The sequence below is a fragment of the Xanthomonas hortorum pv. cynarae genome (assembly GCF_002939985.1).
GTDB lineage: Bacteria > Pseudomonadota > Gammaproteobacteria > Xanthomonadales > Xanthomonadaceae > Xanthomonas > Xanthomonas hortorum_D.
Genome location: NZ_MDFM01000001.1, coordinates 216818 through 241307, shown reverse-complemented (window position 1 = coordinate 241307; position 24490 = coordinate 216818). Strand labels below are relative to the sequence as shown.

26 protein-coding genes, 1 tRNA gene and 1 other RNA gene are annotated in these 24490 nt (G+C 65.1%); 8 read left to right on the top strand and 20 right to left on the bottom strand.

What is annotated here, in order from left to right; genetic code table 11:
* Positions 1-114: 114 nt before the first annotated feature.
* The 8 genes from fabF to XcyCFBP4188_RS01230 form a co-directional block, all read right to left on the bottom strand.
* Positions 115-1350, bottom strand: coding sequence for a beta-ketoacyl-ACP synthase II (fabF, locus tag XcyCFBP4188_RS01265; RefSeq protein ID WP_043907084.1), 1236 nt, complete (start codon positions 1348-1350; stop codon positions 115-117).
* Positions 1351-1490: 140 nt separating this feature from the next.
* Complete coding sequence (acpP, locus tag XcyCFBP4188_RS01260; protein WP_002814322.1) at positions 1491-1730, bottom strand: acyl carrier protein; 240 nt, start codon at positions 1728-1730, stop codon at positions 1491-1493.
* 156 nt (positions 1731-1886) lie between these two features.
* Complete coding sequence (gene fabG / locus XcyCFBP4188_RS01255) at positions 1887-2630, bottom strand: 3-oxoacyl-ACP reductase FabG (RefSeq protein ID WP_006448413.1); 744 nt, start codon at positions 2628-2630, stop codon at positions 1887-1889.
* Between the two features lie 87 nt (positions 2631-2717).
* On the bottom strand, positions 2718-3662 hold the full coding sequence (gene fabD, locus XcyCFBP4188_RS01250) for an ACP S-malonyltransferase (protein WP_006448414.1): 945 nt from the start codon (positions 3660-3662) through the stop codon (positions 2718-2720).
* A 104-nt stretch (positions 3663-3766) separates the two neighbouring features.
* Positions 3767-4549: a BUD32 family EKC/KEOPS complex subunit gene (locus XcyCFBP4188_RS01245; RefSeq protein ID WP_043907085.1), complete on the bottom strand. Its 783-nt coding sequence runs from the start codon at positions 4547-4549 to the stop codon at positions 3767-3769.
* 61 nt (positions 4550-4610) lie between these two features.
* Positions 4611-5588, bottom strand: a complete 978-nt coding sequence (locus tag XcyCFBP4188_RS01240; protein ID WP_006448416.1) for a beta-ketoacyl-ACP synthase III — start codon at positions 5586-5588, stop codon at positions 4611-4613.
* An 88-nt stretch (positions 5589-5676) separates the two neighbouring features.
* Entirely contained in the window at positions 5677-5871 is a 195-nt protein-coding gene (gene rpmF, locus XcyCFBP4188_RS01235) for a 50S ribosomal protein L32 (RefSeq protein ID WP_003483870.1), read from the bottom strand.
* A gap of 97 nt (positions 5872-5968) precedes the next feature.
* Complete coding sequence (locus XcyCFBP4188_RS01230; RefSeq protein ID WP_043907086.1) at positions 5969-6478, bottom strand: YceD family protein; 510 nt, start codon at positions 6476-6478, stop codon at positions 5969-5971.
* A gap of 106 nt (positions 6479-6584) precedes the next feature.
* Between XcyCFBP4188_RS01230 and XcyCFBP4188_RS01225 the strand changes: the two genes are divergently transcribed.
* Entirely contained in the window at positions 6585-7160 is a 576-nt protein-coding gene (locus tag XcyCFBP4188_RS01225; protein WP_043907087.1) for a Maf family protein, read from the top strand.
* A gap of 102 nt (positions 7161-7262) precedes the next feature.
* Here the strand turns inward: XcyCFBP4188_RS01225 and XcyCFBP4188_RS01220 are convergent, their stop codons facing one another.
* Positions 7263-8978: a hypothetical protein gene (locus XcyCFBP4188_RS01220; RefSeq protein WP_006448419.1), complete on the bottom strand. Its 1716-nt coding sequence runs from the start codon at positions 8976-8978 to the stop codon at positions 7263-7265.
* A 108-nt stretch (positions 8979-9086) separates the two neighbouring features.
* Complete coding sequence (locus XcyCFBP4188_RS01215; RefSeq protein ID WP_006448420.1) at positions 9087-10937, bottom strand: glycosyltransferase family 39 protein; 1851 nt, start codon at positions 10935-10937, stop codon at positions 9087-9089.
* Positions 10938-10973: 36 nt separating this feature from the next.
* Between XcyCFBP4188_RS01215 and XcyCFBP4188_RS01210 the strand changes: the two genes are divergently transcribed.
* The 4 genes from XcyCFBP4188_RS01210 to XcyCFBP4188_RS01195 are packed head-to-tail and all read left to right on the top strand — an operon-like array spanning position 10974 to position 15367.
* Positions 10974-11927, top strand: coding sequence for an AAA family ATPase (locus tag XcyCFBP4188_RS01210; RefSeq protein ID WP_023902896.1), 954 nt, complete (start codon positions 10974-10976; stop codon positions 11925-11927).
* Between the two features lie 5 nt (positions 11928-11932).
* Positions 11933-12889 carry a DUF58 domain-containing protein gene (locus XcyCFBP4188_RS01205; RefSeq protein ID WP_104591497.1) on the top strand — a complete coding sequence of 319 codons (957 nt, stop codon included), beginning with the start codon at positions 11933-11935 and terminating at the stop codon, positions 12887-12889.
* Positions 12882-14834 (top strand): transglutaminase TgpA family protein, encoded by a 1953-nt coding sequence (locus tag XcyCFBP4188_RS01200; RefSeq protein ID WP_104591496.1) that lies wholly within the window; start codon positions 12882-12884, stop codon positions 14832-14834. The genes XcyCFBP4188_RS01205 and XcyCFBP4188_RS01200 overlap by 8 nt, the downstream gene beginning before the upstream one ends.
* Positions 14831-15367: a Slp family lipoprotein gene (locus XcyCFBP4188_RS01195; protein WP_006448424.1), complete on the top strand. Its 537-nt coding sequence runs from the start codon at positions 14831-14833 to the stop codon at positions 15365-15367. The genes XcyCFBP4188_RS01200 and XcyCFBP4188_RS01195 overlap by 4 nt, the downstream gene beginning before the upstream one ends.
* Positions 15368-15491: 124 nt before the next feature.
* On the opposite strand, the gene XcyCFBP4188_RS01190 is transcribed toward XcyCFBP4188_RS01195, so the two are convergent.
* The 4 genes from XcyCFBP4188_RS01190 to dnaX all read right to left on the bottom strand — a co-directional run bounded on the left by XcyCFBP4188_RS01190 (position 15492) and on the right by dnaX (position 19040).
* Positions 15492-15842 carry a histidine triad nucleotide-binding protein gene (locus XcyCFBP4188_RS01190; protein WP_006448425.1) on the bottom strand — a complete coding sequence of 117 codons (351 nt, stop codon included), beginning with the start codon at positions 15840-15842 and terminating at the stop codon, positions 15492-15494.
* A 105-nt stretch (positions 15843-15947) separates the two neighbouring features.
* Positions 15948-16544 (bottom strand): recombination mediator RecR, encoded by a 597-nt coding sequence (gene recR / locus XcyCFBP4188_RS01185; RefSeq protein WP_006448426.1) that lies wholly within the window; start codon positions 16542-16544, stop codon positions 15948-15950.
* Positions 16545-16643: 99 nt separating this feature from the next.
* Positions 16644-16964, bottom strand: a complete 321-nt coding sequence (locus tag XcyCFBP4188_RS01180) for a YbaB/EbfC family nucleoid-associated protein (RefSeq protein ID WP_005913896.1) — start codon at positions 16962-16964, stop codon at positions 16644-16646.
* 6 nt (positions 16965-16970) lie between these two features.
* Positions 16971-19040, bottom strand: coding sequence for a DNA polymerase III subunit gamma/tau (gene dnaX, locus XcyCFBP4188_RS01175; protein ID WP_104591495.1), 2070 nt, complete (start codon positions 19038-19040; stop codon positions 16971-16973).
* 233 nt (positions 19041-19273) lie between these two features.
* Between dnaX and XcyCFBP4188_RS01170 the strand changes: the two genes are divergently transcribed.
* Both XcyCFBP4188_RS01170 and ffs read left to right on the top strand, forming a co-directional pair.
* A tRNA-Ser gene (locus XcyCFBP4188_RS01170) sits at positions 19274-19366 on the top strand.
* A 69-nt stretch (positions 19367-19435) separates the two neighbouring features.
* Positions 19436-19532: signal recognition particle sRNA small type (ffs, locus tag XcyCFBP4188_RS01165), an RNA gene on the top strand.
* A gap of 75 nt (positions 19533-19607) precedes the next feature.
* On the opposite strand, the gene XcyCFBP4188_RS01160 is transcribed toward ffs, so the two are convergent.
* The 6 genes from XcyCFBP4188_RS01160 to XcyCFBP4188_RS01135 form a co-directional block, all read right to left on the bottom strand.
* Positions 19608-20057, bottom strand: coding sequence for a molybdenum cofactor biosynthesis protein MoaE (locus tag XcyCFBP4188_RS01160; RefSeq protein WP_006448429.1), 450 nt, complete (start codon positions 20055-20057; stop codon positions 19608-19610).
* On the bottom strand, positions 20054-20299 hold the full coding sequence (locus XcyCFBP4188_RS01155) for a MoaD/ThiS family protein (protein ID WP_006448430.1): 246 nt from the start codon (positions 20297-20299) through the stop codon (positions 20054-20056). The genes XcyCFBP4188_RS01160 and XcyCFBP4188_RS01155 overlap by 4 nt, the downstream gene beginning before the upstream one ends.
* Positions 20296-20793 (bottom strand): cyclic pyranopterin monophosphate synthase MoaC, encoded by a 498-nt coding sequence (gene moaC, locus XcyCFBP4188_RS01150; RefSeq protein WP_006448431.1) that lies wholly within the window; start codon positions 20791-20793, stop codon positions 20296-20298. The genes XcyCFBP4188_RS01155 and moaC overlap by 4 nt, the downstream gene beginning before the upstream one ends.
* 76 nt (positions 20794-20869) lie before the next feature.
* Entirely contained in the window at positions 20870-21904 is a 1035-nt protein-coding gene (moaA, locus tag XcyCFBP4188_RS01145; RefSeq protein ID WP_006448432.1) for a GTP 3',8-cyclase MoaA, read from the bottom strand.
* Positions 21904-22653 (bottom strand): MBL fold metallo-hydrolase, encoded by a 750-nt coding sequence (locus XcyCFBP4188_RS01140; protein ID WP_006448433.1) that lies wholly within the window; start codon positions 22651-22653, stop codon positions 21904-21906. The genes moaA and XcyCFBP4188_RS01140 overlap by 1 nt, the downstream gene beginning before the upstream one ends.
* On the bottom strand, positions 22653-23402 hold the full coding sequence (locus XcyCFBP4188_RS01135) for a 3-deoxy-D-manno-octulosonic acid kinase (RefSeq protein WP_006448434.1): 750 nt from the start codon (positions 23400-23402) through the stop codon (positions 22653-22655). The genes XcyCFBP4188_RS01140 and XcyCFBP4188_RS01135 overlap by 1 nt, the downstream gene beginning before the upstream one ends.
* Positions 23403-23422: 20 nt before the next feature.
* Between XcyCFBP4188_RS01135 and XcyCFBP4188_RS01130 the strand changes: the two genes are divergently transcribed.
* Complete coding sequence (locus XcyCFBP4188_RS01130; RefSeq protein ID WP_104591494.1) at positions 23423-24472, top strand: glycosyltransferase family 9 protein; 1050 nt, start codon at positions 23423-23425, stop codon at positions 24470-24472.
* The last annotated feature ends 18 nt before the right edge of the window (positions 24473-24490 follow it).

The following is a 24490-nucleotide window of genomic DNA, read 5'->3' as shown; positions in this document are numbered from 1 at the left end:
GCGAGCGACATGGAGTCGGGCTGTGAATCAGAAATCAGGCCGCGCGGACGCATCGCGCGCGGCGGCTAAAACTAGCTTGCGCGCCGTGCTCCGTAAAAAGAACGGCGCGCCAACTCAGAGGCGCTTGAACACCAGCGTACCGTTGGTGCCGCCGAAGCCGAAGCCGTTGGACATCACCGCGTCCACCTGCACTTCGCGCGCCACGTTCGGCACGTAATCCAGGTCGCAGCCTTCGCTGGCTTCTTCCAGGTTGATCGTCGGCGGGATGATGCCGGTGTGCAGCGCCATCACCGAGAAGATCGCTTCCACGCCGCCGGCCGCGCCGAGCAGATGACCGGTCATCGACTTGGTCGAACTGACCATGGTCTTGTAGGCGTGGTCGCCCAATGCGCGCTTCATCGCCAGCGTCTCGGCCAGATCGCCCAACGGCGTGGAGGTGCCGTGCGCGTTGAGGTAACCGATCTGCTCGGGATTGAGCTTGGCATCGCGCATCGCCGCAACCATGCTGCGCGCCGCGCCTTCGCCATCTTCGCTGGGGGCAGTCATGTGGAACGCATCGGAGCTGGCGCCGAAGCCGACCAGCTCGGCATAGATACGCGCACCACGCGCCTTGGCGTGCTCGTACTCTTCCAGCACCAGCACGCCGGCGCCATCGCCGAGCACGAAGCCATCGCGCTGTTTGTCCCACGGACGCGAGGCGGCGGTCGGGTCGTCGTTGCGGGTGGACATCGCCTTCATTGCGCAGAAACCGCCCACCGAGCTCGGCGAAGACCCGCGCTCGGCGCCGCCGGCCAGCATTACATCGGCATCGCCGTACTGGATCATCCGCATCGCGGTGCCGATCGAGTGATTGGAGGTGGCGCAGGCAGAAACAGCCGAGAACGTGGGGCCCTTCAGGCCTTTGATCAGGCTCACCTGCCCGGGTAGCATGTTGATGATGGTGCTGGGCACATAGAACGGCGAAATCTTGCGCGCGCCGCCTTCATGGAATTTGATGGTCTGCTCTTCGATACCGAGCAGCCCGCCGATGCCGGAGCCGAGGATGGCGCCCACGCGTTCGGCATTGCTTTCGTCGATCTCCAGCCCGGAATCGTCCAGCGCCATGAACGAGGCGCCGACGCCGTAGTGGATGAACGAATCCATCTTCTTGACGTCCTTGGCGGACACAAAAAGCGTGGGGTCGAAATTCTTGATCTCACCCGCGATCTTGGTGGTGAACTGCGAGGCATCGATCTGCGTGATCGGGCCAATGCCTGAGCGCCCGTGGATGATTCCATCCCAGCTGGTGGCCAGATCATTGCCCAGCGGCGACACCATGCCCATGCCGGTAACGACAACACGACGACTCATTGCAGATCTCCTCACCACGCAACAGACGGTGCTTGCGGTTTGCGATTAACGCTGAAAAACACAGGGCCACATCAGCGGCCCCATGGAATGTCTGACGCAGCAGCGGCATGACGCACGCTGCCGCCGTCAGGAACAACGCATCAGCTCTTGACGTGAGCCTTCACGTAGTCGATCGCCTGCTGGACCGAGGTGATCTTTTCAGCCTCTTCGTCCGGGATCTCGCACTCGAACTCTTCTTCCAGCGCCATCACCAGCTCGACGGTGTCCAGCGAGTCGGCACCCAGGTCATCGACGAACGATGCGCTGGTGGTGACTTCCTCTTCCTTGACGCCGAGTTGTTCGACGACGATTTTCTTGACGCGTTCTTCGATGGTGCTCATTTGGGATATCGCTCCGGATGGAGTAGTGGTGGTACGAAAAAAAAGCCATCGCCGCTGCGATGGCCGCGTTGGATAGTGTAGTGGAAGCGACCGAGCGTTGCATTGCATCACAACTCTCGGCCGATCAGCCACTTAGCGCCTCCCGGCGCCGCACGCTCACGGCATGTACATGCCGCCGTTGACGTGCAGGGTCTCACCGGTGATGTAACGGGCACTCGGGCCGGCCAGGAATGCCACCGCGTTGGCGATGTCCTCCGGCTGTCCCAGGTGGCCAAGCGCGATCTGCTGCAGCAAGGCGGTCTTGGCCTCGTCCGGCAGCGCCTTGGTCATGTCGGTATCGATGAAGCCGGGCGCCACCACATTCACGGTGACCCCGCGCGAGCCGATTTCCTTGGCCAGCGACTTGGAGAACGCGATGATGCCGGCCTTGGCGGCGGCATAGTTGGTCTGCCCGGGATTGCCGGTCACACCCACCACCGAGGCGATGTTGACGATGCGACCCTTGCGCGCCTTCATCATGCCGCGCATCACCGCCTTAGAGGTGCGGAACACGCTGGTCAGATTGGTATCGATGATCGCCTGCCAGTCGTCTTCCTTCATCCGCATCAACAGGTTGTCGCGGGTGATCCCGGCATTGTTGACCAGAATCGAGATCGCCCCGAACTCCTTGCCGATCGCATCGATCAGGCCATCGACCGCAGCTGCGTCGGTGACATCGAGTTCGCGGCCATGACCGCCGTGGTCAGCCAGACGCGCGCCGATCGCCGCAGCGCCGGACGCCGAAGTGGCAGTGCCGATGACGGTGGCGCCCTGGGCGGCCAGCGTGTCGGCAATGGCCGCGCCGATCCCGCGACTGGCGCCGGTGACCAGGGCGATCTCACCCTGCAGTGGCTTGCTCATGAATTCTTTTCCTCGAATGGGGACGTCGCAACCGTGATTGCGAACGCTGAGGGAGGCCGGCATGACACCGGCGTATGCGTCGGAGGATCAGTGCGTCCACGCCTCAAGCGCGCCAGCGTAATCGGCAGGCGTGGCCAGAGGACGCGCATCCAGGCTCTTGTCGATACGCTTGATCAGCCCGCTCAGCACCTTGCCCGGGCCGCATTCGGCGATCCGGGTGACGCCCTGCGCAGCCAGCGCCTGCACGCAGCCGGTCCACTGCACCGGCAGATACAGCTGCTCGGCCAAGGCCCTGCGAATCGCCTCGCTGCCGTCGTGCACGCGTGCATCCACGTTCTGCACCACCGCAATCTGCGGGGCATGCCAGCTCAGGCCGGCCATCGCCTCGCTGAGCTGGTTGGCCGCATCGCGCATCAACGGGGTGTGCGAAGGCACGCTCACCGCCAGCTTGACCGCCTTGCGTACGCCGCGCTCGGCCAGCAAGGCCAGCGCGCGATCCACTGCGGCCGCATCGCCACCGATGACGATCTGACCCGGCGAATTGAAGTTGGCCGGCACCACCACCTGGCTGCCCGCCGCCTCGGCACAGACCTCCAGCACCAGCGCATCTTCGGCGCCCAGCACTGCGGCCATCGCCCCGACACCGGCCGGCGCGGCGGCCTGCATGAACTGGCCGCGCAGCCGTACCAAGTGCGCACCGTCGTGCAGCGACAAGGCACCGGCCGCGACCAATGCGGTGTATTCACCCAGGCTGTGGCCAGCCAACACCGCGGGGCGTTGCCCGCGCTGCGCGTTCCACAACCGCCACACCGCCACGCCCGCGGCCAGCAAGGCCGGCTGGGTGTATTCGGTGCGGTTGAGCATCTCTTCCGGGCCGCCCTGCGACAGCGCCCACAGGTCGACGCCAGCGCCTTCGGAGGCTTCGGCGAAGGTTTCGCGAATCTGCGGATGCAGCTCGGACAGGTCGGCCAGCATCCCTAAGGACTGCGAGCCCTGGCCGGGGAACACGAAGGCGAGAGTGGATTCGGTCACGCGTTGCTGCCTACAAAAATCGAGCCGGGATAATACGTGCGAAATCGCCCTGGCGTCTGTACTGCCGCGTATGCAAGACCCGGCCAGCGCGACCGCCGGCACACTTACAGCAAGGCGTTGAGCAGGTCCATTTCGCCATCGGCGAGCCAGTCCACGCACATCACCAGCACCAGCACCACGGCCAGGGAGGTCGCCGCGTGGATGGCCAGGATGGCGCGCGCCAATGCCCCGGCAGAGCGCCCCAGGCGACCGCTGAGCTGCGCAAACCGCTGCAATCGTCCGGTCACCACATGCGCATGCGCCGCCACGGCCGGGCCGGCCGCATCGAAAGCGCCCGTCATCAGCCGCTGCAGTACCTCGCGGCGGCCGCGGTAGTACTTGGCTACGCCGTAGCCAAACACCAGCCAGTCGCGCGCCTGGGCCTGCGCCAGGTCCATCACTTCCAGCGGGTCCTCTTCGAAATCGATGAAGCCGACCGCCTGCCCGTCGAAGGTCATGTTGCGCGGAAGCGGTTGGCCGAAATACGCACCATCGCGATGGGCGTCGGCAATGGCGGCCACCGCCAGCGCAATCAGGTGGTCGCGTTCGGGCGCATCGGCCTCGCGCAGGCAGCTGGCAAAGGAGCGGCCGTTGTCGCTGAGCACCAGGGCCGCCTGCCCGCAACCGACCACACGCGGCACATTGACCGCTTGCGCCTGCAGTTCGCCGAGCCGGCGCGCTTCCAGATCGCGTGCGGCATCGCCGCCACGGTGCGGCGGCGGACGCAAGGCGTCCAGGCCCCAGCGGCGGGCGACAAAATTGAGTGCTCCGAGCGAGACCGCGCGGTTGCCGCGACGGTATTGCTTCAGCCAGAAGCGCTGTCCGGCGATGACGATGGGTTCTGCCATAACGGGTCCGTCCCTGACGCTGTCAGGCATCGCCGGCGGACGCGGCGATGCCTGTGGTGGCTCAGTAGCGCAGCAGCGCCGAGCCCCAGGTAAATCCACCACCGAACGCTTCCAGCAGCAGCAATTGACCACGCTGCACGCGGCCGGAGCGAACTGCTTCGTCCAGCGCCAACGGCACCGAGGCCGAGGAGGTGTTGCCGTGGCGATCCACGGTGACCACCACCTGATCCATCGGCAGCTCCAAGCGCTTGGCGGTGGCTTCGATGATGCGCATGTTGGCCTGGTGCGGGATCAGCCAATCCAGGTCGCCCTTGCCCAGGCCATTGGCCGCCAGCGTCTCGTCGACCACCGAGTCCAGTGCCTTGACCGCGTACTTGAAGACCTCGCTGCCCTTCATCAGCAACACGCCGCCGCCGTTCTTGCCTTCGCCGAAACCGACCGACACGCCGACCGGATCCCACAACAGCTCTTTCTTGCTGCCATCGGCGTGCAGATGGGTGCTGAGGATGCCGGTTTCTTCGTCGGCCTTGAGCACCACCGCGCCAGCACCATCGCCGAACAGCACGCAGGTGGTGCGATCAGTCCAGTCGACGATACGGGTAAGCGTTTCTGCACCGACCACCAGCACGGTCTTGGCGGCGCCGCTGCGGATGAACTTGTCGCCGACGCTGAGCGCATAGACGAAACCCGAACAGGCCGCGTTGACGTCGAACGCGCCGCAACCGACATTGCCCAGCCGCGCCTGCAACAGGCAGGCAGTGGACGGGAAGATCAGGTCGGGAGTGGTGGTGCCAACCACGATCAGGTCGATCTCGTCGGCGCTGACGCCGGCCGCTTCCATCGCCTTCAGCGAGGCGAAATACGCCAGATCGCTGGTGGTCTGGTCGTCGGCAACGATATGACGCTCACGGATACCAGTGCGCGAGAAGATCCATTCATCGCTGGTGTCGACGATCTTGGACATATCGTCGTTGGTCAACACCTTTTCGGGCAAATAGCTACCCGTGCCCGCGATTCTGGAATAGATCCGCTTGCTCATGCTGTTTCCTAGTGCAAGAGCCGCGGTGACCGACGGCTCCGGAAGAATCGAGGGTCGCCCGGCCGCTGAGTGCGGCGGGCGCCACGGATCAATCTTCTTGGACGGCCGACGACTTGGTCGCAATCACCTTCTTGCCGCGGTAGTAACCGTCAGCGGTGATGTGGTGGCGCAGATGGATCTCGCCGCTGGTCGGATCGGTCGACAGCTGCTTGGCGGTCAGGGCATCGTGCGAACGACGCTGGCCGCGACGGGACGGGGTAACTCGGGATTTCTGCACAGCCATGGGATTGCTCCAACTTAAGTTCGATAACTTGTCTGTCGAGTCGAACAGGACGCTCTACGCCCGCGTCGACCTGTCTTTCCGCCCTTAACAGCGGCGGTTACTGTTTCTTCAACGCTGCCAGTGCCGCGAACGGACTGGCCTTGTCTTGCTCTTCCTGGGTCGGCACCCACTCGGCCTCGACGGCTTCGCTTCCCGGGGCCATTGGCACCACCGGTACCGACAACACCAGCTCGTCCTCGACCAGATCCACCGCCCGCAGCATGCCATCTTCAGGCACCAGCAGCGCTTCGTATTCGGCCGGCAATGCAGCTTCGTCGGCCTCGTCACGGATCAAACCAAGACGCTGTCTGATTTGCACCGGATACAGAAACCGTTGCAGGGTGCGCTGGCACGCCAGCGGCAGCTCGACATCGATACTGAGTTCGACATAAGCGACCTTCAACAGATTGTCCTGGTCGAATTCAAGCGAATAGACACATTCGCCCTCGGTATCGACAAGGCTTCCTTGCAGACGGGTCATCGCAGAGAGCGGGATGCGGCCATCGAAGCGCCTGCGCGCTGCGACCATCCGCCAAGCATCCAGCATTTCGGGTACGTTCGCGGACATAAGCCGCAGAATGTTAAAGACCCGCAGGTTCCGTGTCAAATGCGCCCATTCACACATGCTGCGCGGTGGCTGGCAGACTCCCCTGCCCGTCCCCTCACAGCACGCCATGATGCCACGCCTGATCCTTGCCTCAACTTCCGTCTACCGGCGTGAGCTGCTCGGCCGCCTGCAACTGGATTTCAACACCGCCCGCCCGGAGGTGGACGAGCAGGCGCAGCCCGGAGAAACCCCCGGCGCTCTGGCCAGCCGTCTTGCCGCCGAGAAAGCGGCAGCGGTAGCGGCGCACGCCCCGGATGCCTGGGTGATCGGCTCGGATCAGGTGGCCGACCTGGACGGCCAGGCCCTGGGCAAGCCGGGAACGCTGGACCAGGCGCGCGCGCAGCTGACTGCAATGTCCGGCCGCGTGGTGCGCTTCCACACCGCCGTGAGCCTGGTCGGCCCCGTGCGCAGCCTGCACGCGCTGGACCTGACCGAAGTACAGCTACGCCCGTTGGCGCCCGCCGAGATCGAGCGCTACCTCGCCGCCGAGCCAGCGCTGGATTGCGCCGGCAGCTTCAAGTGCGAAGGCCTGGGCATCAGTCTGTTCGACGCCATCCGCTCGGAAGACCCCACCGCACTGGTCGGCCTGCCGCTGATCGCGCTGGCGCGGCTGTTGCGGCAGGCGGGGTTTGAACTGCCTTGAGTGACCGGCAACGATCGCAGGGAGGCGACAAGACCTCCTCTGCCATCCAGTGAGTGCTAAAAACTAACTCAACCGCGAGACATGCCAGGCGCGAAGGCAAACCTAAAACCAGGCACTGCCTCTCACCTGAAGAGCCCGAAGACAGGATGGAGCAGCAGTTCGTGCCGACCAACCAACCCACTGCGGCCCGCGTCCCACGCGCGTCGCCACTCCCAGAGGGGTTTTGTCGCACATCAGGACCAGACGCGACGCCGACGTCTCTGCCTTGAAATCAAATCGAATCGCTGGCGCATCATTCAGAAGATTACGGACCGGCGTTGCAGCAACATCTGCGATCGCAACTGGATCGGCAGCGACCTGCGTGCCATCCAGATAACGTGTTTCCGGCCATGCAAAGATGGACGTATCTTCTGCCCTCAGTAAAGGCAGTGCATCGGCAACTTCCGTGAGAACGGTCTCTCCGTAGACGGCATCCGCATCAATCACTCCTGCCGCTGCCGCGGTTGCCGTCATGTTGGCCGCGGTCTGCATGCGCTGCGCAAGGAGCGCCATCCATAGCGTGCTTGGCACCAAGCAACATGCCAGCACCAAGCCCGCCACTGCGACACGGCGCGGGTGAAAATGTCCATACCGAACGAACGACCGCAACAACAGACCGCTCCAGAACAGGACCGACCAAGGCAGATAGCGCCCAGCCAGCAATTGCTCGGGAAAAGACTGGAAATAGATGGCGCGCGCCAAAGCGATTGCCGCTCCGATGGCGAGCGCAAACCAGGCAATCGAGATCGCTGTCAGCTCTGCAACCGATTCCGCCCGCCGACGCCAGAGTGAGTAGGTAATGCCCATCAAACCACCCACACCCAATCCCCCTATCAATCTGTGCGGCCAGGCCGAGATCATGACCGGGCCGAATAGCGCGGTGTATGCATTGGAAATTGCAACTGCAACTGCCCGCAAGGATTCCACTGGCAATTTTGCTGCAACGTTTACGTCAACCAGTGGAAGGCAGGCATAAATAAACGGCGCAGATAGCCAACGCAGCACAATATCCAACTGCGAAAGTGGCGCGATGATGCGCGCGCCCTGTGTGTGCGCATCACCAAAGCCCAGGACCAGCAGTAGAGATACAGAAAAGCCCGATAGCACAATGCACCATTGGGCCCATGACGCCCTACGCAGCAACAACATCACCAGCAAAGCAACGAACGTAGCTATGCCCGCACCAAAACAGAAGGTCGCTGCGAACCCGCAGAGTGCCGCCAGTACGGCGCGCCACCAACCGCTGCCATGACCAAGCAACCAACAACCGGCGACCAGAAACGCGGTGATCAGATAGACATGCACCGACTCGTTTGCATGCACCAATGCCCGCTCGTTTCCCAGCCAGAAAATACTCGTCGCACAAACCAGCCCAGCGGCAGCCTGCGCCAAAGAACTCAGACGCTCGGTACGCACCAGACGCAGCAACATCCACACTGTCAGCAATGCCAGCGCAATACCTACCCAGATCTGCAGCCATTGATTGCCATCGAACCATCTGAGCTCTGCCAGACGCAGCAGATTGGGCAGGACCTCACGATGTCCGTTATCCACCGCAAGTACATTCCGCGGCCAAGGCTGGCCCAGGAGATTTTTCGCGAATCGCCATGGATCGGCATAGAGCACCTTGGGCGACAGCGTAACCATCGCCAACATACCGATTGCAAGATAGGACCACTTGGCACCAACCAGCAGCACCTCCGGCAGCTTGCTCCAAGCCCTGTCTGCCCGACGGCGGTCGCCGGAATCGCCGGGTAAATCCTTATATTTGCGCTGCAATTGCTTTTCCTTTTTTCCTTGTCGACTATGACCGGCCGTTGGACCACGCAGAAAGCTGCTTGAGCAGTGTTGTGACTCGAACAGACTGCTCTACTCGGCGCTCGAACGTTACAACCCAGCATCATTCGTTACAGTGAGCGGCTGCTCCCACCAATCCTCGACGCTGCCATCGTGGCCGTGCAGGCGCAGCCCCAGCCAATGCGTGCCGGGCGGCACCGCGTGGGTATCGAGCGTGGCGGTGAAGCCGACGTTGGGGTGTTGCGGGTCGGTGGAGATCTTCCAGTACGGGCGCACGTCGAGCGGCGTGCCGTAGTCGGCCTGCGCGGCCGGGCGGCCGTCGAGCAGCAGTTCTACATCCGACAGGCCGACGCCATCCTTGAATGCCCAGCCGCGCACTTGCACCTGCCCGGACACGCTTACATCGGGCAACGGCGTATCGATCCAGGCCATCGCCGGAGCGATGCACGGGCCGGGCTGACGTTGTGCGGGCAGTGCGAACAACAGAAAGCGTTGATAGCCATGGTCGGTAGACACCACCGTGGGCGGCGGCAACGGCCCGACCATGTCGCAGATGGCGTGGTAACGCTTCAGCAGGTCGCGATAGCGCTGATCGCTGGGCGAGAGCACCAGCAGCCGCGGTCCGGCACGCGTGCCGTCACTGAGCAATCCCCACTGTAGCAATTGCGCGCTGCGTCCGTGCTTGTCGTTCAAGTCCGCGCGCAGCACTTCCACGTTGGCATCGTGCAACTGGAAACCGAGCTCGGCGCCGACCTTGAAGTTTTCCGCCAGCACCCGCGTGCCAGGCGGCATCTGCGCAAGTTTGACCTTAACCGCGCCCGCCAGATGGTTCCATCCCGCGAAATTGCGTGGATAGTATTTTTCACCAGCCGCATGCGCGCGAATCGACGGCACCGACACCGCCAGGTAATAGCCGTATGCGCCCAACGTGCCGAGCAAGGCGATCACCCATGCGGCGCGACGCAGCGCATGCGGCCAGCGCATCAGGATCACCGGCACCGCCACCAGCAAGGCCAGATAGCCCGGCAGCGGCCAATGGAAGCTGATCCGCTCGGCGTCGCTGAAGAAACCGAGCACGAAGATCGCCACAGTCGAAATGCCGCCCAGCAAGCCGAAATACCGCCATTGCGCCCGCGAGCCGCCGCCGGCACGCGTGCCAGCCAGCCCGACCTTGACCATCGCCCAGGCCAGCAGCGGGGTCACCAGCACCGCCTGTATGAGCAAGAACCACAGCCCGGTGATCTGGAAGCGCCATGGATGCCGGTCGACCAACTGGAAGCGCAGCCCGGCCTCGTCATGGTCGGTATTCCAGAACAACAGCGGCAGCCAGCTCATCGCGCCCACGGTCAGCGCCATCCAGATACGTGGGTCGCGCATGACCGCGCGCCCCTGCGGAATGCACAGCAACGCGATGCAGCCCACCCCGATCACGCCGATAAAGCGGTAGTGGCTGAGCGCACCGATCACCAAACCGATGGCGAGCTCGAGCGCGCTGGTCGCATCGACTTCGCGCAGCAGCCGCGCGCCGGCATCCATGCACAGCACCGCCGCCAGCGCCATCGGCACGTCCGGCACCGCCAGGATGCCGAGCGTGGCCGAGAGTGGCATCAGCAAGGTCAGGCTGCCGGCCTGCCAGCCCAGCGTGGAGCCGAACCAGCGCGTGGCGATATGCGCGATCAGCCACGGCAGCAGCGCGGCGATGGCCAGAAACGGCAGACGCAAGGCCAGCAGATGATGTCCGCCGACTTCCGCACCCAGCCGCGCCAGCCAGGCCGTCATGCCGGGCAGATCCGAATATGCGGCAGCCAGATGCTGGCCTTCCTGCCAATAGAACGCCTCGTCCACGAACAGCGGCAGCCGCGCGGCAATCAACAGCTTGACGGCTGTCGCCAGTGTCCACAGGATCACGAAAGTGCGATGTGCGCGTTGGTCCCCTTGCATTGCCCTGTGCACTCTTCTTCCACCTACGGAATTGTGATGTCGACACCGCTGCGTTCCACGGAAATGCTAACCGATGCGCTGCGCCAATCGCTGCGGCGCGCACAAGACCAGGTCAATTCGCTATTGCTGGGCAAGGCGCAGGAAGTGCGTTTGGCATTCGTGGCGCTGCTGTCCGGCGGGCATTTGCTGATCGAGGATCTGCCCGGCCTGGGCAAGACCACCCTCGCCCACGCGATGGCCTCCAGCCTGGGGCTGGGCTTCCAGCGCGTGCAGTTCACCTCCGACCTGCTGCCGGCAGACGTGCTGGGCGTGTCGGTGTACGACGCCGCCTCGCGCCAGTTCCAGTTCCATCCCGGCCCGGTGTTCACCAACGTGCTGCTGGCCGACGAAATCAATCGCGCGCCGCCACGCACGCAAAGCTCGCTGCTCGAAGCCATGGCCGAACAGCAGGTCACGCTTGACGGCGTCACGCATGCGTTGCCCGAACCCTTCTTCGTGATCGCCACGCAGAACCCGGTCGATCTGTCCGGCACCTTCCCGCTGCCGGATTCGCAACTGGACCGTTTCCTGCTAAGGCTCAGCCTGGGCTATCCCAGCGCCGATGCCGAACGCGCGCTGCTGTCGGGCGTGGACCGGCGTGAATTGATCGCCCAGGCGGTGCCGCAACTCAGCGATAGCGACGTGGTCGCGCTGCGCGCGGTGGTCAGCCAGATCCATACCAGCGATGCGCTGATCGGCTATGTGCAGGCCTTGCTGCTGCGCAGCCGCCAGCATGCCGGCGTGCGCGTCGGTCTGTCGCCGCGTGCCGGTATCGCGCTGCTGCGCGCGGCCAAGGCCTACGCGCTGCTGCTAGGGCGCGAGCATGTGCTGCCGGAAGATGTGCAGGCGCTGTTCGTGGCCGTGGCCGGGCATCGGCTGGTGCCGGAGGCCGAATCGTCGTCCGGGCCGGCACTGGCCAAGGCGCTGCTGCACAGCGTGCCGGTGGACTGACCAACGTGCGTGCGCACTTGCGCGGCATCGGCCGCCGCCTCAGCCTGCTGGCGCGTCCGCGGGGCGCGGAGGCCTTGCCGATCGTGCTGGATCGGCGGCGCATCTACGTGCTGCCCACACGTTTCGGGCTGTTCGTCACCGCCTTGCTGCTGGCAATGCTGCTGGGTGCGTTGAACTACAACAACAACCCCGCCCTGCTGCTGGCCTTGCTGCTGGCCACCGCCGGGATTGCCAGCAGCATCATGGCGCACCTGCAATTGTCGGCGCTGCGCATCGAGGCGGTGTCGGCCGAGCCGGTGATCGCAGGCGAGCCATTACGCATGCGCGTATCACTGGCGCGTCGCGATACCCGCGTGCGTCGCGGATTGCGTCTGGACCATCTGGAAAGCAGCGGCTTTTGCTCGTTGATCGAGCACGACATGGCCGATGTCGACTTACTGGTGCCCACCGAACGCCGCGGCTGGCAGGACATCGAACGCATCCGCCTGTCCAGCACCCAGCCGCTGGGGCTGGTGCGCGCCTGGTCGTGGGTGTGGCCGGAAACCCCGTTACTGGCCTATCCCAAGCCCGAAGACCAGGGGCCGTCATTGCCCGAAGGCGCCGGTTCGCCCAACCAGACCCGCCTCCACGCGCAAGGCGAGGAGTTGCACCAGCTGCGCCCCTATCGCGCAGGCGATGCGCCACGCACGATCTCCTGGAAGCACTCCGCGCGCCGCGACAGCCTGCTGGTGCGCGAATACGAGCAACCCCTGGGCATCGAAGTCACGCTGGACTGGCGCACGCTCAACGCGCTGCCCTACGAACGCCGCATTGCGCGGCTTGCCCGCTGGATCAACCTGGCCGAGCGCGACGGGCGACGCTACCGGTTGCTGCTGCCGGGCCAGCCGCCGCTGGGGCCTGCACAAGGGCCTTCGCACCATCACCTGTGCCTGCGCGCCCTGGCCTTGCTTCCTCATGACTGAGCCGTCCCTCCCGATCACCCAGCCCAGCCGCGGCTGGGTGCTGGCCACCAGTTGGCTGGCACTGGCGCCGTTGCTGTTGCAGCTACCGGGGTTGCTCGCCGGCACCATTGCCGTGGCCGCCGTGCTGGTCGTCGTACTGAGCTGGCGCGGCACCTTGATGGCACCGGTGCGGCTGTTGCTGGTGGTCGCGATGCTGGCGGCGGTGTATTGGCAGATCGGCATGCGCTTCGGCCGCGACACCGGCTGCGCGGTGCTGGCGTCGATGCTGGCGATCAAGGCCTCCGAACTGCGCACCTTGCGCGATGCCCGCAGCTTGCTGGGTTTTGCGTTGTTCGCCCCGTTTGCCGCGTTTCTGCTCGACCAGGGGCCGGCGACGATGGGCCTGGCGCTGCTCGCGGTGGTCAGCGCGCTCTTGAGCATGCAGCGGCTGGCCGACGAGGAGCACCGCACCGGCACGCCGGCCCTGCGCCTGCAATTGCGCAGCATCGGCAAGCTGGTCGCCATCGGGGTGCCGCTGGCGCTGGCCACGTTCTGGTTGCTGCCGCGGCTGAGTTCGCCGCTGTGGGGCGTGCCCGAGCGCGCGCTGTCGCGACCCGGCCTGTCGGACAACATGTCGCCGGGCGAATGGATCGACCTGATGGCCGACGACAGCCCAGCCTTGCGCGTGCAGTTCACCGGCAAGGCACCGCCGCCAGAGCAACGCTATTGGCGCGGGCCGGTGATGTGGGACTTCGACGGCCGCACCTGGCAGCGCGCGCGCTGGACCGGTCGCGGCCAACCCGCATCGGTCACTGCCGGGCCGCAGACCTACCGCTACCGCCTGGACTACGAGCCCACCGACCGTCGCCAACTGGTGTCGCTGGACCTGCCCACGCAAGCGGTGGCCAATGCCGAGCTGTCGCCCGACTACGAACTGTTTGCGCAGCGGCCACTGAGCGCGTTGACGCGTTGGGAGCTGCAATCGGCGCCACCGGCACGCTTCGACACCGACCTGCCCGACCAGCTGCGCAAGCGCGCCCTCGCCCTGCCACCCGGTTTCAATCCACGCACGCTCACACTGGCAAGGCAATGGCGCGCGGAAGCCGGCAGCAACGACGATGCCGTGGTGCAGCGCGCGCTGCAGTGGATCACCCGCGAATTCGCCTACACGCTGGATACGCCGCTGCTCGGGCGCAACAGCGTCGACGAGTTCCTGTTTCAGCAGAAAGCCGGTTTCTGCGAGCACTTCAGCTCATCATTCGTGGTGCTGATGCGCGCGGCCGGCATTCCGGCGCGGGTGGTCACCGGCTATGCCGGCGGCACCTACAACGGCTTCGGCAATTACTGGGTGGTGCGGCGCATGGATGCGCATGCCTGGACCGAAGTCTGGCTGACGGGGCGCGGCTGGGTTCGCGTGGACCCCACCGCCGCAGTGGCGCCGGAACGCATCTACGACACGCTCGAAGATCGCGTACAAACCGGTGCAGGCAACAACTTCGCCCAGCTCGGTGCCTGGGAAAGCCTTGCCCAGGTCAGCGATCTGCTGCGCCGCGGCTGGAACGACCTGGTGCTGTCCTTCGATGCCGACCGCCAGCAACGCCTGTTGCAGCCGTTTGGCATCGATCGCCTGGATACCTCCCAGTTGGCCGCCATCTTCGGCATCTTCGCCGTCAGCGCACTGGCCTGGATGGGCTGGTTGCTGGCGCGCGGCGAGCGTGAGCGCGACCCGCTGCTGCGTGCCTGGCATCGGCTCGGCCGCCGCTATACCAAGCTTGGCCTCGCACGCGAACCCTACGAACCGGCCATCGCCTGGGCGCAACGTGTCGCCCGTTCACATCCGAATACGGCATTGTTGCCGCTCAGCCAACGTTTCGCTGCCGCGCGATACGCTGGCGCTGATTCGGACAGCGCCTCACTCCTTAAAGATCTGCTGCAGCATCGCCCGCGAACCGGAGCTTCCTCATGAGTACCCGCTTTCTTCTTCCCATTGTCGCTGTGCTCGGGCTCGCAGCCTGCGCGACTGCGCCCAAGCCGCTGCAGGGCCAGTTTCCTACGGTCAGCCCGAGCGATTCCACTGCGAGCGCCCAGGTCGGTACGTCCGTGCGTTGGGGCGGCAAGATCATCCAGACCACACCGAGCCAGGGCCAGACCTGCTTCGAGCTGATCTCGCGCCCGCTCAATGCCAGCGGGCGCCCGGACCGCAACGCCGTGGATGCCAGCGATGGCCGCTTCCTGGCCTGCCGTTCGGGCTTCTACGATCCGGCCGTGTTCGAGCCGGGCCGCGAAGTGACCTTCATCGGCAAGATCGAAGGCTATGAAACCACCAAGATCGGCGAGTACGACTACAAGCTGCCCAAGGTGAATGCCGACGTGGTCTACCTGTGGCCCGTCTTGCGCGAAGTCGACGTGGTGCCGGCGTACCCGTATGGCCCGTGGGGCGATCCGTGGGGCCCGCGCTGGGGCGGCGGCTGGGGCTGGGGTGGCCGCGGTTGGTGGTAATTGATCGCTAAAATAGTTGTCACACAAGAACGCCGCTCGCAGGGAGCGGCGTTTTTGTTTGTGCGATTTGGCGACTCGCATCAGACGCGTTATGCGCTCAGGCGGCGCTTGATCGAACAACGCATCAAGGCGTACCGAAACGCCCCAACGGCGCGCCGGCCAGCAGATGCAGATGGATATGGAACACCGTCTGGCCTGCATGCTCACGGCAGTTCATCACGATGCGATAGCCATCCTGCGCCAGTCCCTGTTCGCGCGCGTACGACGCCGCAGCAAGTGCGAGCTTGCCGACCAGCAACGCCTGCTCTGGCGGTACATCGTCCAGGGTTGGAATGGCGTGCTGCTTGGGAATGAAAAGCACATGCACCGGCGCTTGCGGTGCGATGTCCTGAAAGCCCAGCACCTCGTCGTCTTCGTAGACGATGTTGGCCGGGATTTCGCGACGAATGATCTTGCCGAAGATGGTGTCGGTCATGGAAGGAGATTGGGGATTGGTCATTTGGGATTGGCAAGAGCTTACCGCGCGCTTGTGGTGTTTTGCTTTTGCGAATCCCCAATCCCGACTCCCCAATCCCAGCTCTCAAAGCACCTCGCTGCGGGTGCCGAAGGCGTGCGACAGGGTGCCGCGATCCACGTATTCCAGCTCGCCGCCCAGCGGCATGCCTTGCGCGAGTCGGCTCGGGCGCACCGCATGCTGCCGCGCCAGTTGCGCCAGGTAATGCGCGGTCGCCTCGCCTTCGACCGTGGCATTGGTGGCGATGATCATTTCGGTGACTTCACCGGCGGCCAGACGCTCGCCGAGCCGGTCCAGCCCCAGCTCGCGCGGGCCGATGCCATCCAGCGGCGACAAGCGCCCCTGCAGAATGAAGTACAGCCCGCGATACCCGGTGGCGTGCTCGATCGCCAGGCGGTCGGCCGGCGATTCGACCACGCACAGCTGTTGTCGGTCGCGACTGGCGCTGGCACAGATCGCGCAGATCTCCGACTCGGTGAAGTCGCGGCACTGCGCGCAATGCCCGACCTTCTCCACCGCATTGGCCAACGTCGTGGCCAAGCGACGCCCACCCTCGCGCTCGCGCTCGAGCACGTGGTAGGCCATGCGCTGCGCCGATTTCTGGCCAACACCCGGCAACACCCGGAAGGCCTCGATCAGTTGTTCGAGAAGGGATGAGGACATTGGGTGGCCGGGATTCGGGAGTGGGGATTCGGGATGCGCAAAGGCAAAAGCAATCTCGCTTTTGCCAATCTCCAATCCCGAATGCCCAATCCCTGATCCTTAGAACGGCAGCTTCATGCCCGGCGGCAACTGCATGCCGGCGGTGGCCGAGCCCATCCGGTCCTTGGATTCGGCGTCGATCTTGTTGGAGGCATCGTTGAAGGCGGCGGCGATCAGATCCTCGGCCATCTCCTGGTCGGAGAGGATGCTCGGATCGATACGCACCTTGCGACACTCCTTGGCACCGGTCAGCGTCACGCTGACCATGCCGCCGCCGGCAGTGCCGGTGACTTCCAGCTTGGCCAGTTCTTCCTGGGCGCGCTGCAGGTTTTCCTGCATCTTCTGCGCCTGCTGCATCAATTGGGCAATGTTCCCACGCATGTGTCGTTACTCGTCGTAAGGGCGGATGGAATCGGGGACCACCCGCGCGCCTTGCTGCTGAATCAGCTGCTGCACATTCGGGTCGTTCATGAAGGCGGTTTCGGCCGCGCTCTGGCGCTCGCCTTTCTGGCGATTGGCCCGCTCGTGCAGGGTCTCGACATCGGCGCTGCCGGTTTCGATGACGATGCGCGGCGTGTTTCCCAACTCGGGCGCGAGCGCTTGCGCAAGGTTGGCGATAGAGCGTTCGGAGTTCAGATATTCAAAGCCCGGCGCCAGCGCCAGACGCAGCACGCCCTCGCGATGACTGACGAAGGCGGCATTGGCCGCGAGCTGGCGCGAGGGGCCGTTCAAGCCGCTGCGGGTGACCAGCTCCAGCCATTGCTCGGCGTCGGCAATCTGGCCGTCGTCGAGCAGGACGGACGGATCGGATGTTGGCGATGCTGCGGATACAGCAGTTGCGGAGGGGGTCGCCACAGCCGGCGCTGCATCCGCGGCGAGCGCCGGTGCCACAGTAGCTACCGGAGGCGCAACTGCAGCTTCGGGCGCAACCGCGACAGGTTGTGGCGCCACAACTGCTGCCGGGGCTGCCATTGCGGCTTCCGGCGCGTACACAGCGGGCGACGCGGAGACGGGCGCGGATGTCGCACGCACGGGCGCATCGTCCATCGCCCAGGGCGGCGTGTCGTCGTTGCGCGCGGGGGTGGCTGACGGCGAAGCATCGGAAGAGGCCGCTGGAGCAGTCAGGACGACAACCGGTGCAGGCGCTGTAGCGACCACTGCGACTGCGGGAGCCGTTGGCGCCGGACGCGTCACGTCCGCCGCAACGGGAGCCGGCGTCGCTTCAATCACCTCGGCATGCTTGGCCGCTGCCTGCTTCGCGACTGCAGCAGGCACCGCCGCGACCGGTGCAGCAATCTGACCGTCAGCTGCTGCCGAATGCGCACCGCTACCGGCGCCAGCGCCGCGTCCATCGTCAGCGCCACCAGCCGGCACCGCCGCCGCAGGACGGAAGGCGAGCATGCGCAACACCGCCATCTCGAAACCGGCGCGCGGGCTCGGCGCCAGATACAGATCGCGACGCCCGTTGAGCGCCATCTGGTACCACAGCTGCACCACTTCCGGCCGCAGCTGCGCGGCATACGCGGTTGGGTCGATGCCATCGCCGACAAACGCCACCGACGGCACCAACTGCTGCACCTGGATCCGGTGCAAGGCCTCGGCCAAGGCCTCCAGCACGCCGCTCCAGTCGGGCGAAAATTCAGCCAATGCCGCAACCACCTGCAACAGGCGCGCACCATCGCCATCGGCCAGCGACTGCAGCATCGCGCCAACCTGGGTGCGGTCGACCGTGCCAAGCATGGTGCGCACCACGTCCTCGCGCAGCGCGCCGCCGGCATAGGCGATGGCCTGATCGAGCAGCGACAGGCCATCGCGCAGCGAGCCGTCGGCGGCCTTGGACAGCTGCACGATCGCCGATGGATCCGATTCGATCTGCTCGGCGGCCAGAATCCGGGTCATCTGGCCCTGGATCTGATCCTCGTCCAGCCGCTTGAGATTGAACTGCAGGCAGCGCGACAGCACCGTCACCGGCAACTTCTGCGGGTCGGTGGTGGCCAGCAGAAACTTCACGTGCTCCGGCGGCTCTTCCAGGGTTTTGAGCAGCGCGTTGAACGCCGCCTTGGAGAGCATGTGCACTTCGTCGATCAGATAGACCTTGAACTTGCCGCGCGAGGGCATGTACTGCGCGTTCTCGATCACCTCGCGCACATCGTCCACACCGGTGTTAGAGGCGGCGTCGATTTCCAGCAGGTCGATATAGCGGCCGGCATCGATATCCAGGCAGGCCGGGCACGTGCCACACGGATCGGCACTGGTGCCGGTCTCGCAATTGAGCGACTTGGCGAAGATGCGCGCGATGGTGGTCTTGCCCACGCCGCGAGTGCCGGTGAACAGAAACGCGTGGTGCACGCGCCCACTGTCGAGCGCGTTACTGAGCGCGCGGACCACATGTTCCTGGCCAACGAGTTCGGCAAAACGCTTCGGGCGCCACTTGCGGGCGAGAACAAGATAAGACATCGGGCAACCAGCTTCCTCTGAACCGATATTGTGCCATGGCGCGCCAGATTGATCGTTCAGCAGTGGTACCCCGCCGTCCCCGCTGACCGAGGTCACCCGGCAAGCGTGTTTGCTTAACCTGAGGAGCTGCAAAGGCGGCATGCTGCCGACCGCGGAGATCGTTCGCCTTGTTAACCGCGCCCGCGACGGCTAGAATCCCGCTCCTGCCGCCGACCCAGTCGGGCGGCAGGTACGGAGAGGTGTCCGAGTGGTTGAAGGAGCACGCCTGGAAAGTGTGTAAGCGTCTAAACCGCGCTTCGGGGGTTCGAATCCCCCTCTCTCCGCCAGTTTTATGATCCTGCAACGCGATTGCCTGGATCCAGGGCCACGCCAGTGGCCCACGTCTTATGGTGGCCCCGTCGGTCCCTCGCGACGCTAGATCGAAAATCCCGCCAGGGCCGGAAGGCAGCAACGGTATCGATTGACGCGGGCGCCGAGGTCAACCGGCGGGGACACCACCCTAATCAGAGAACAGGCTGCCCATGTGGCGGTGGTTGTGTGCGTATTCGCAAAGCGGCAGCAACGCTGTCATTGCGTCTGCGCTTCCGGATGCAGCCAACCTGCATCGCCCTCAAGGTAATGCTCGTGCTTCCAGATCGGCACGCGTGCCTTGACCTCGTCGATGATGAAGCGGCAGGCATCGAATGCGGCCCCGCGATGCGCTGCGCTGACGCCCACCCACACCGCCATATCGCCGATACGCAGCTCGCCCACGCGGTGCACGCAATGCGCGTTGACGATGGCAAAGCGGCTCATCGCTTTGTCGAGCACGCGTTGGCCTTCGGCCTGCGCGAGTGCGGCATAGGCTTCATAGCGCAGCCCGGCCACGCCGCGGCCTTCGTTATGGTTGCGCACCCAGCCCTCGAAACTGGCAAATGCGCCGGCATGCGGATGCTCCAGCGCGGCACGCAAGCTGTTGATCGATAACGGCACGTCAGAAAGCGCAAAGATGGCGGTTGTCTGCTCGCTCACACTCAACCTCCCGACACTGGCGGAATAAACACGATTTCACTGCCGTCGCGCACCTCGTCCTCCCAGCGTGCGAACGCGCCATCCACCGCGACGCGCAGCTGCGTCGGCGTCCAGCGCAGGCCATGGCGCGTATCGAGTTCGGCATAGAACGCGCGCAAATCCTGCGCATCCGAGTGCACCTGCTCGCTTGCAACGCCCGCCGCTTCACGCAAGCTGGCGAAATACAGCACCGTCACTGTCGCGCTCATCGCGTTGCTCCGATATCGCGCTTGCCGCCGCGTTTGGACACCAGCCTGGTTGGGCCGATGCTCATTGCATGCGACAACGCCTTGCACATGTCGTAGACCGTCAATGCCGCCACGCTGGCACCGGTAAGCGCTTCCATCTCCACCCCGGTGCGATGTACGCAGCGCACCGTGCAGCTGATGTGCAGCACCTGTTCGCCAACCCAGTCGATCTCGAAGCGGCACGCATCGATGGGCAGCGGGTGGCAGAACGGAATCAATTCGTGCGTGCGCTTGACCGCCATGGTGCCGGCGATCACTGCGGTCTCCACGATGCCGCCCTTGGCGCTGCGCAAGCCGTTGGAGCGCAGCTGCGCGGCCACGGCTGCAGGAAATCGCACGCGACTTTCGGCAGTGGCACTGCGTGCGGTGACCGTCTTGTCCGAGACATCCACCATGGTGGGCAGCCCGGCGTCATCCAGGTGGGTCAGGCGTGCGGAACGGGTTTTTGCGGACATGGGAAACGACACAATGACAGGCGCTCAGGATGCGGCATTCTCGGTGAAAGCGGTGCCCTGATGAAACAACCGCCCCTCACCCACCGATCAAAAACATCTCGACCGGCTTGCCGCGGCGCGGCATCGACGACGCACGCACCTCGCTGTAGCGGTCGCCACGGATGCTCCAGCGCGCACGCAGATGTTCGGACAATCCATGCTCGCCCTGGCCCAACGCCGGCTTGAGGTCATGGCCCTGGCTAGCAAACAGGCAGGTATACAACTGCCCATCGGCCGACACGCGTGCGCGCTGGCAATCGCCGCAAAATGGCACGCTGACCGAACTGACGAAACCCACCTCGCCCGCGCCGTCGGCAAAGGCATGCCGTTGCGCCACTTCGCCGGTGTAATTGGCATCCAGCGGCGCCAGCGGCCAGCGTGCGTGGATGCGTTCGTGCAATTGCGCAGAGGTCACCACCGCATCCGGCGTCCAGCCATTGCAGCTGCCCACATCCATGAACTCGATGAAGCGCAGCACGTGGCCGGTGCCACGGAAGTGCTCCACCAACGGCAGCACCTGGTCTTCGTTGATGCCGCGCTGCACCACGCAATTAATCTTTAAGCGCTGGAAGCCGGCCTGCTCGGCAGCGGCAATACCGGCCAGCACCTGCGCGATCTCGCCGCGGTTGCCGCTCATGCGTCTGAACAGCTCCGGATCCAAGGCATCCATGCTTACGGTGATGCGGCGCAGCCCGGCCTGGCGCAGGGCAACCGCCTGACGCGCAAGCAAGGTGCCGTTGGTGGTCAGCGCCAGATCCTCGATGCCGTCGATGGCGGTCAGTCGCGCAACCAAGCTCGGCAGGTCGCGTCGCAGCAGCGGCTCGCCGCCGGTCAGACGCACCTTGGTGACGCCCACCGACACGAACGCGCGCACCAGCGTTTCCAGCTGATCGAAGCTCAGCCTTTGCTGCGCATCGAAACCGTAATCGTCCGGCACCCGATCGGCCGGCATGCAGTAACCGCAGCGGAAGTTGCAGGCCTCGATGACCGACAGCCGCAAATCGCGCAGCGGCCGGCCATAGCGGTCCTGCATCGGCGCTGCGGTCTGATTCGGCAGCAGCAAGGCGCTCATCAGAGCACCATGGCGGTTGTCGGCTCCGCCAGCTCCAGGTAGTGTCCAGGCACCGCAACGCGATGGCCGCGTGCGCGGAGCACGTCGCCGTCGGCGTCGCTGGCGTAGTGGTACAGCAGCATGCGGCTCAACAGGTCCTGCGGGTATTCCCGCTCCAAATCGTCCACGCCAGTATGCGACGGGTTGCCGTGAACGCCGCAGTCATGCGCGATGAGTTCGCCGTCATCGGCATAGCGGGCCAGCATTTCCGGGATCGGCCGGGTATCGCCGCTCCACACCAGCGCACCCTTCAGGCGCAGCCCGTACGCGGTCTCCGGCCAATGGTGGCGCACCGGGAACACCTCCAGCCGCACGCCGTCGTGCCAGAACGCATCGCCGACCGGCACCAGCTGAAACGCATCCCAGAAGTTGGCGCCGCCCTCGGCCAGCACGTTCGGGTAGTCGGCGATCCGCCGCTGCAGCAGCGGCACTACCGGCGCCGGCACGTACAGGCGGGTGCGCCCGCGCCGCTCGGAGAAATAGCTGTCCACGAACACCCGCTCCAGCCCGCCAACATGGTCCAGATGCACATGGGTAATGAAGAACGCCTGCGGCAACCGGCCGTAATGGGCCTGGTACGCAGTCAGCCCCTCGCTGCCGCAGTCGATGGTCAGCCACGGCGCGCCGGCACGCTCGAGTGTGGCCATCGGCGAGCCAAGCGCCACCGCCGACGCATTGCCGACCCCCTGCACACGCAACGCCCAGTTCATCAGTAGCCCCGGCCCCAGGCCAGTTCGTAAGCGCGATGCAGGCGCTCGTAATCCTTGTCGACATCTTCGCGGCTGCGCGTGCCGCGCAATTTCAACAGCGAGCGATGCAGCCGCGCCAGATTGCGCTCGCGCCAGCGCGTGGCCGGAATGCGCAACACGCCACGGTCGAAATCGATCAACCAGCCGTGCCCACCAGTATCGAACAGAATGTTGTGCGCATTGAGATCGGCGTGATCCAGGCCGGCGCGATGAAAGCGCGCAATCAATCGCCCGGTCTCTTCCCACGGCGCGCCACGCCCGGCAACCTGCGCGTGATCGGCCAGCGAGCGCACGTTTTCCAGGCGCTCCATCAATAGCGCAGCGCGATAGCCCAATCCTTCGCGCAGGTAGCAGGCCGCCAACGGGCGCGGCACCGGCAACTTCCGGCTGAGCAACTCGCGCATCAGCCGGAACTCGGCGAAGCTGCGCGTGCGCCCCGCCCCTTTCCACAGGTAGTGATCGCGACTCACCCGGGCAGCCATGCCGCCACGCAGATACTGGCGCAACACGCTGCGGCCGAACGGCGCATCCACAAACCACGCCCCGCCACGCCCGCCCTCATCCACCGGCCGCGCCCTGTCGCCCCAGTGTTGCGGCGAAAACAGCGTGGCATCGGCTTGCCGCAGCCGTTCGCGGTCGAACAGAATGGCGCCATAACCGCGGCCTTCGCGGTACGGCGTCAGCGCTTCAGTGGCGTCGAAAGAAACCATCTATCGAGTCTAACAACACCATGGCTTCTACGCCCGCTTCGTTATGCCTGCTGCGCCTGTCCGCCCTGGGTGACGTCACCCACGTGGTGCCGCTGGTGCGCACCTTGCAGGCGGGGTTTCCGGCAAGCCAGCTGCATTGGATCATCGACAAGGCCGGGCTGAAGTTGCTCGACGGCCTGCCCGGCGTGCAGTTTCATGCCTACGACAAGCGCACCGGCGTGGCCGGTATGCGCGCGCTGCGCCAGTCGCTGGCGCCGCTGGGCCGCTTCGATGCCTTGCTGCAGATGCAGGTGGCCTTTCGAGCGAATGTGCTGTCGGCATTCGTGCCGGCGCAGCGCCGCATCGGCTATGACCGCAGCCGCTCCAAAGACCTGCACGGCCTGTTCGTCAACGAGCGCATCGCCGACCGCCCCGGCATCCACGTGCTCGACGCCATCGGCAGCTTCGCGCAGCCGCTCGGCTTGACCCAGACCCAGGTGCGCTGGGATCTACCAGTGCCGGACGAGGCGCATGCCTGGGCGCGCGCGCAGTGGGATAACGACGGCCGCCCGGTGCTGATGATTTCGCCCTGCTCCAGCCATGCGCGCCGCAACTGGTACGCCGACCGCCACGCGGCACTGGCCGATCACGCCGCTGCGCAAGGCTGGCGAATCGTGCTGTGCGGTGGCCGCAGCGAGCTTGAACGCAGCACCGCCGATGCCATCGTCGCGGCCGCGCGCACGCCGGTGCTGGACTTGGTCGGCAAGGACACGCTCAAGCAGCTCCCCGCCCTGCTCGCCCGCGCCGATCTGGTGGTCACACCTGATTCGGGGCCGATGCATATCGCCAACGCGATGGGCACCAAAGTGCTCGGCCTGCATGCAGCGAGCAATCCGCTGCGCAGCGGCCCGTATTCGGACGTGCGCTATTGCGTGGACCGTTACGACGCGGCCGCCCGCAAACACCTGGGCAAGCCGGCCGACCAGCTGAAATGGGGCACCAAGATCGAGTTCGACGAGGTGATGTCGCTGATCACCGTGGGCGATGCGATCGCTGCTTTCGAGCGTTATCGCACCGATCATCCACGCTGAGGGGCGGCGACGGATGCT

Bases quoted from the DNA above. Each gene is read 5' to 3' on its own strand.
- XcyCFBP4188_RS01140 (WP_006448433.1), bottom strand. From the start codon at position 22,653: ATGAACTGGGCGTTGCGTGTGCAGGGGGTCGGCAATGCGTCGGCGGTG.
- XcyCFBP4188_RS01130 (WP_104591494.1), top strand. From the start codon at position 23,423: ATGGCTTCTACGCCCGCTTCGTTATGCCTGCTGCGCCTGTCCGCCCTG.
- fabF (WP_043907084.1), bottom strand. From the start codon at position 1,350: ATGAGTCGTCGTGTTGTCGTTACCGGCATGGGCATGGTGTCGCCGCTG.
- XcyCFBP4188_RS01200 (WP_104591496.1), top strand. From the start codon at position 12,882: ATGACTGAGCCGTCCCTCCCGATCACCCAGCCCAGCCGCGGCTGGGTG.
- XcyCFBP4188_RS01215 (WP_006448420.1), bottom strand. From the start codon at position 10,937: ATGCAAGGGGACCAACGCGCACATCGCACTTTCGTGATCCTGTGGACA.
- moaA (WP_006448432.1), bottom strand. From the start codon at position 21,904: ATGAGCGCCTTGCTGCTGCCGAATCAGACCGCAGCGCCGATGCAGGAC.
- XcyCFBP4188_RS01240 (WP_006448416.1), bottom strand. From the start codon at position 5,588: ATGAGCAAGCGGATCTATTCCAGAATCGCGGGCACGGGTAGCTATTTG.
- XcyCFBP4188_RS01135 (WP_006448434.1), bottom strand. From the start codon at position 23,402: ATGGTTTCTTTCGACGCCACTGAAGCGCTGACGCCGTACCGCGAAGGC.
- XcyCFBP4188_RS01245 (WP_043907085.1), bottom strand. From the start codon at position 4,549: ATGGCAGAACCCATCGTCATCGCCGGACAGCGCTTCTGGCTGAAGCAA.
- XcyCFBP4188_RS01190 (WP_006448425.1), bottom strand. From the start codon at position 15,842: ATGACCGACACCATCTTCGGCAAGATCATTCGTCGCGAAATCCCGGCC.
- XcyCFBP4188_RS01230 (WP_043907086.1), bottom strand. From the start codon at position 6,478: ATGTCCGCGAACGTACCCGAAATGCTGGATGCTTGGCGGATGGTCGCA.
- XcyCFBP4188_RS01225 (WP_043907087.1), top strand. From the start codon at position 6,585: ATGATGCCACGCCTGATCCTTGCCTCAACTTCCGTCTACCGGCGTGAG.
- dnaX (WP_104591495.1), bottom strand. From the start codon at position 19,040: ATGTCTTATCTTGTTCTCGCCCGCAAGTGGCGCCCGAAGCGTTTTGCC.
- XcyCFBP4188_RS01210 (WP_023902896.1), top strand. From the start codon at position 10,974: ATGTCGACACCGCTGCGTTCCACGGAAATGCTAACCGATGCGCTGCGC.
- recR (WP_006448426.1), bottom strand. From the start codon at position 16,544: ATGTCCTCATCCCTTCTCGAACAACTGATCGAGGCCTTCCGGGTGTTG.
- acpP (WP_002814322.1), bottom strand. From the start codon at position 1,730: ATGAGCACCATCGAAGAACGCGTCAAGAAAATCGTCGTCGAACAACTC.
- XcyCFBP4188_RS01155 (WP_006448430.1), bottom strand. From the start codon at position 20,299: ATGAGCGCGACAGTGACGGTGCTGTATTTCGCCAGCTTGCGTGAAGCG.
- moaC (WP_006448431.1), bottom strand. From the start codon at position 20,793: ATGTCCGCAAAAACCCGTTCCGCACGCCTGACCCACCTGGATGACGCC.
- XcyCFBP4188_RS01180 (WP_005913896.1), bottom strand. From the start codon at position 16,964: ATGCGTGGGAACATTGCCCAATTGATGCAGCAGGCGCAGAAGATGCAG.
- rpmF (WP_003483870.1), bottom strand. From the start codon at position 5,871: ATGGCTGTGCAGAAATCCCGAGTTACCCCGTCCCGTCGCGGCCAGCGT.
- XcyCFBP4188_RS01195 (WP_006448424.1), top strand. From the start codon at position 14,831: ATGAGTACCCGCTTTCTTCTTCCCATTGTCGCTGTGCTCGGGCTCGCA.
- fabG (WP_006448413.1), bottom strand. From the start codon at position 2,630: ATGAGCAAGCCACTGCAGGGTGAGATCGCCCTGGTCACCGGCGCCAGT.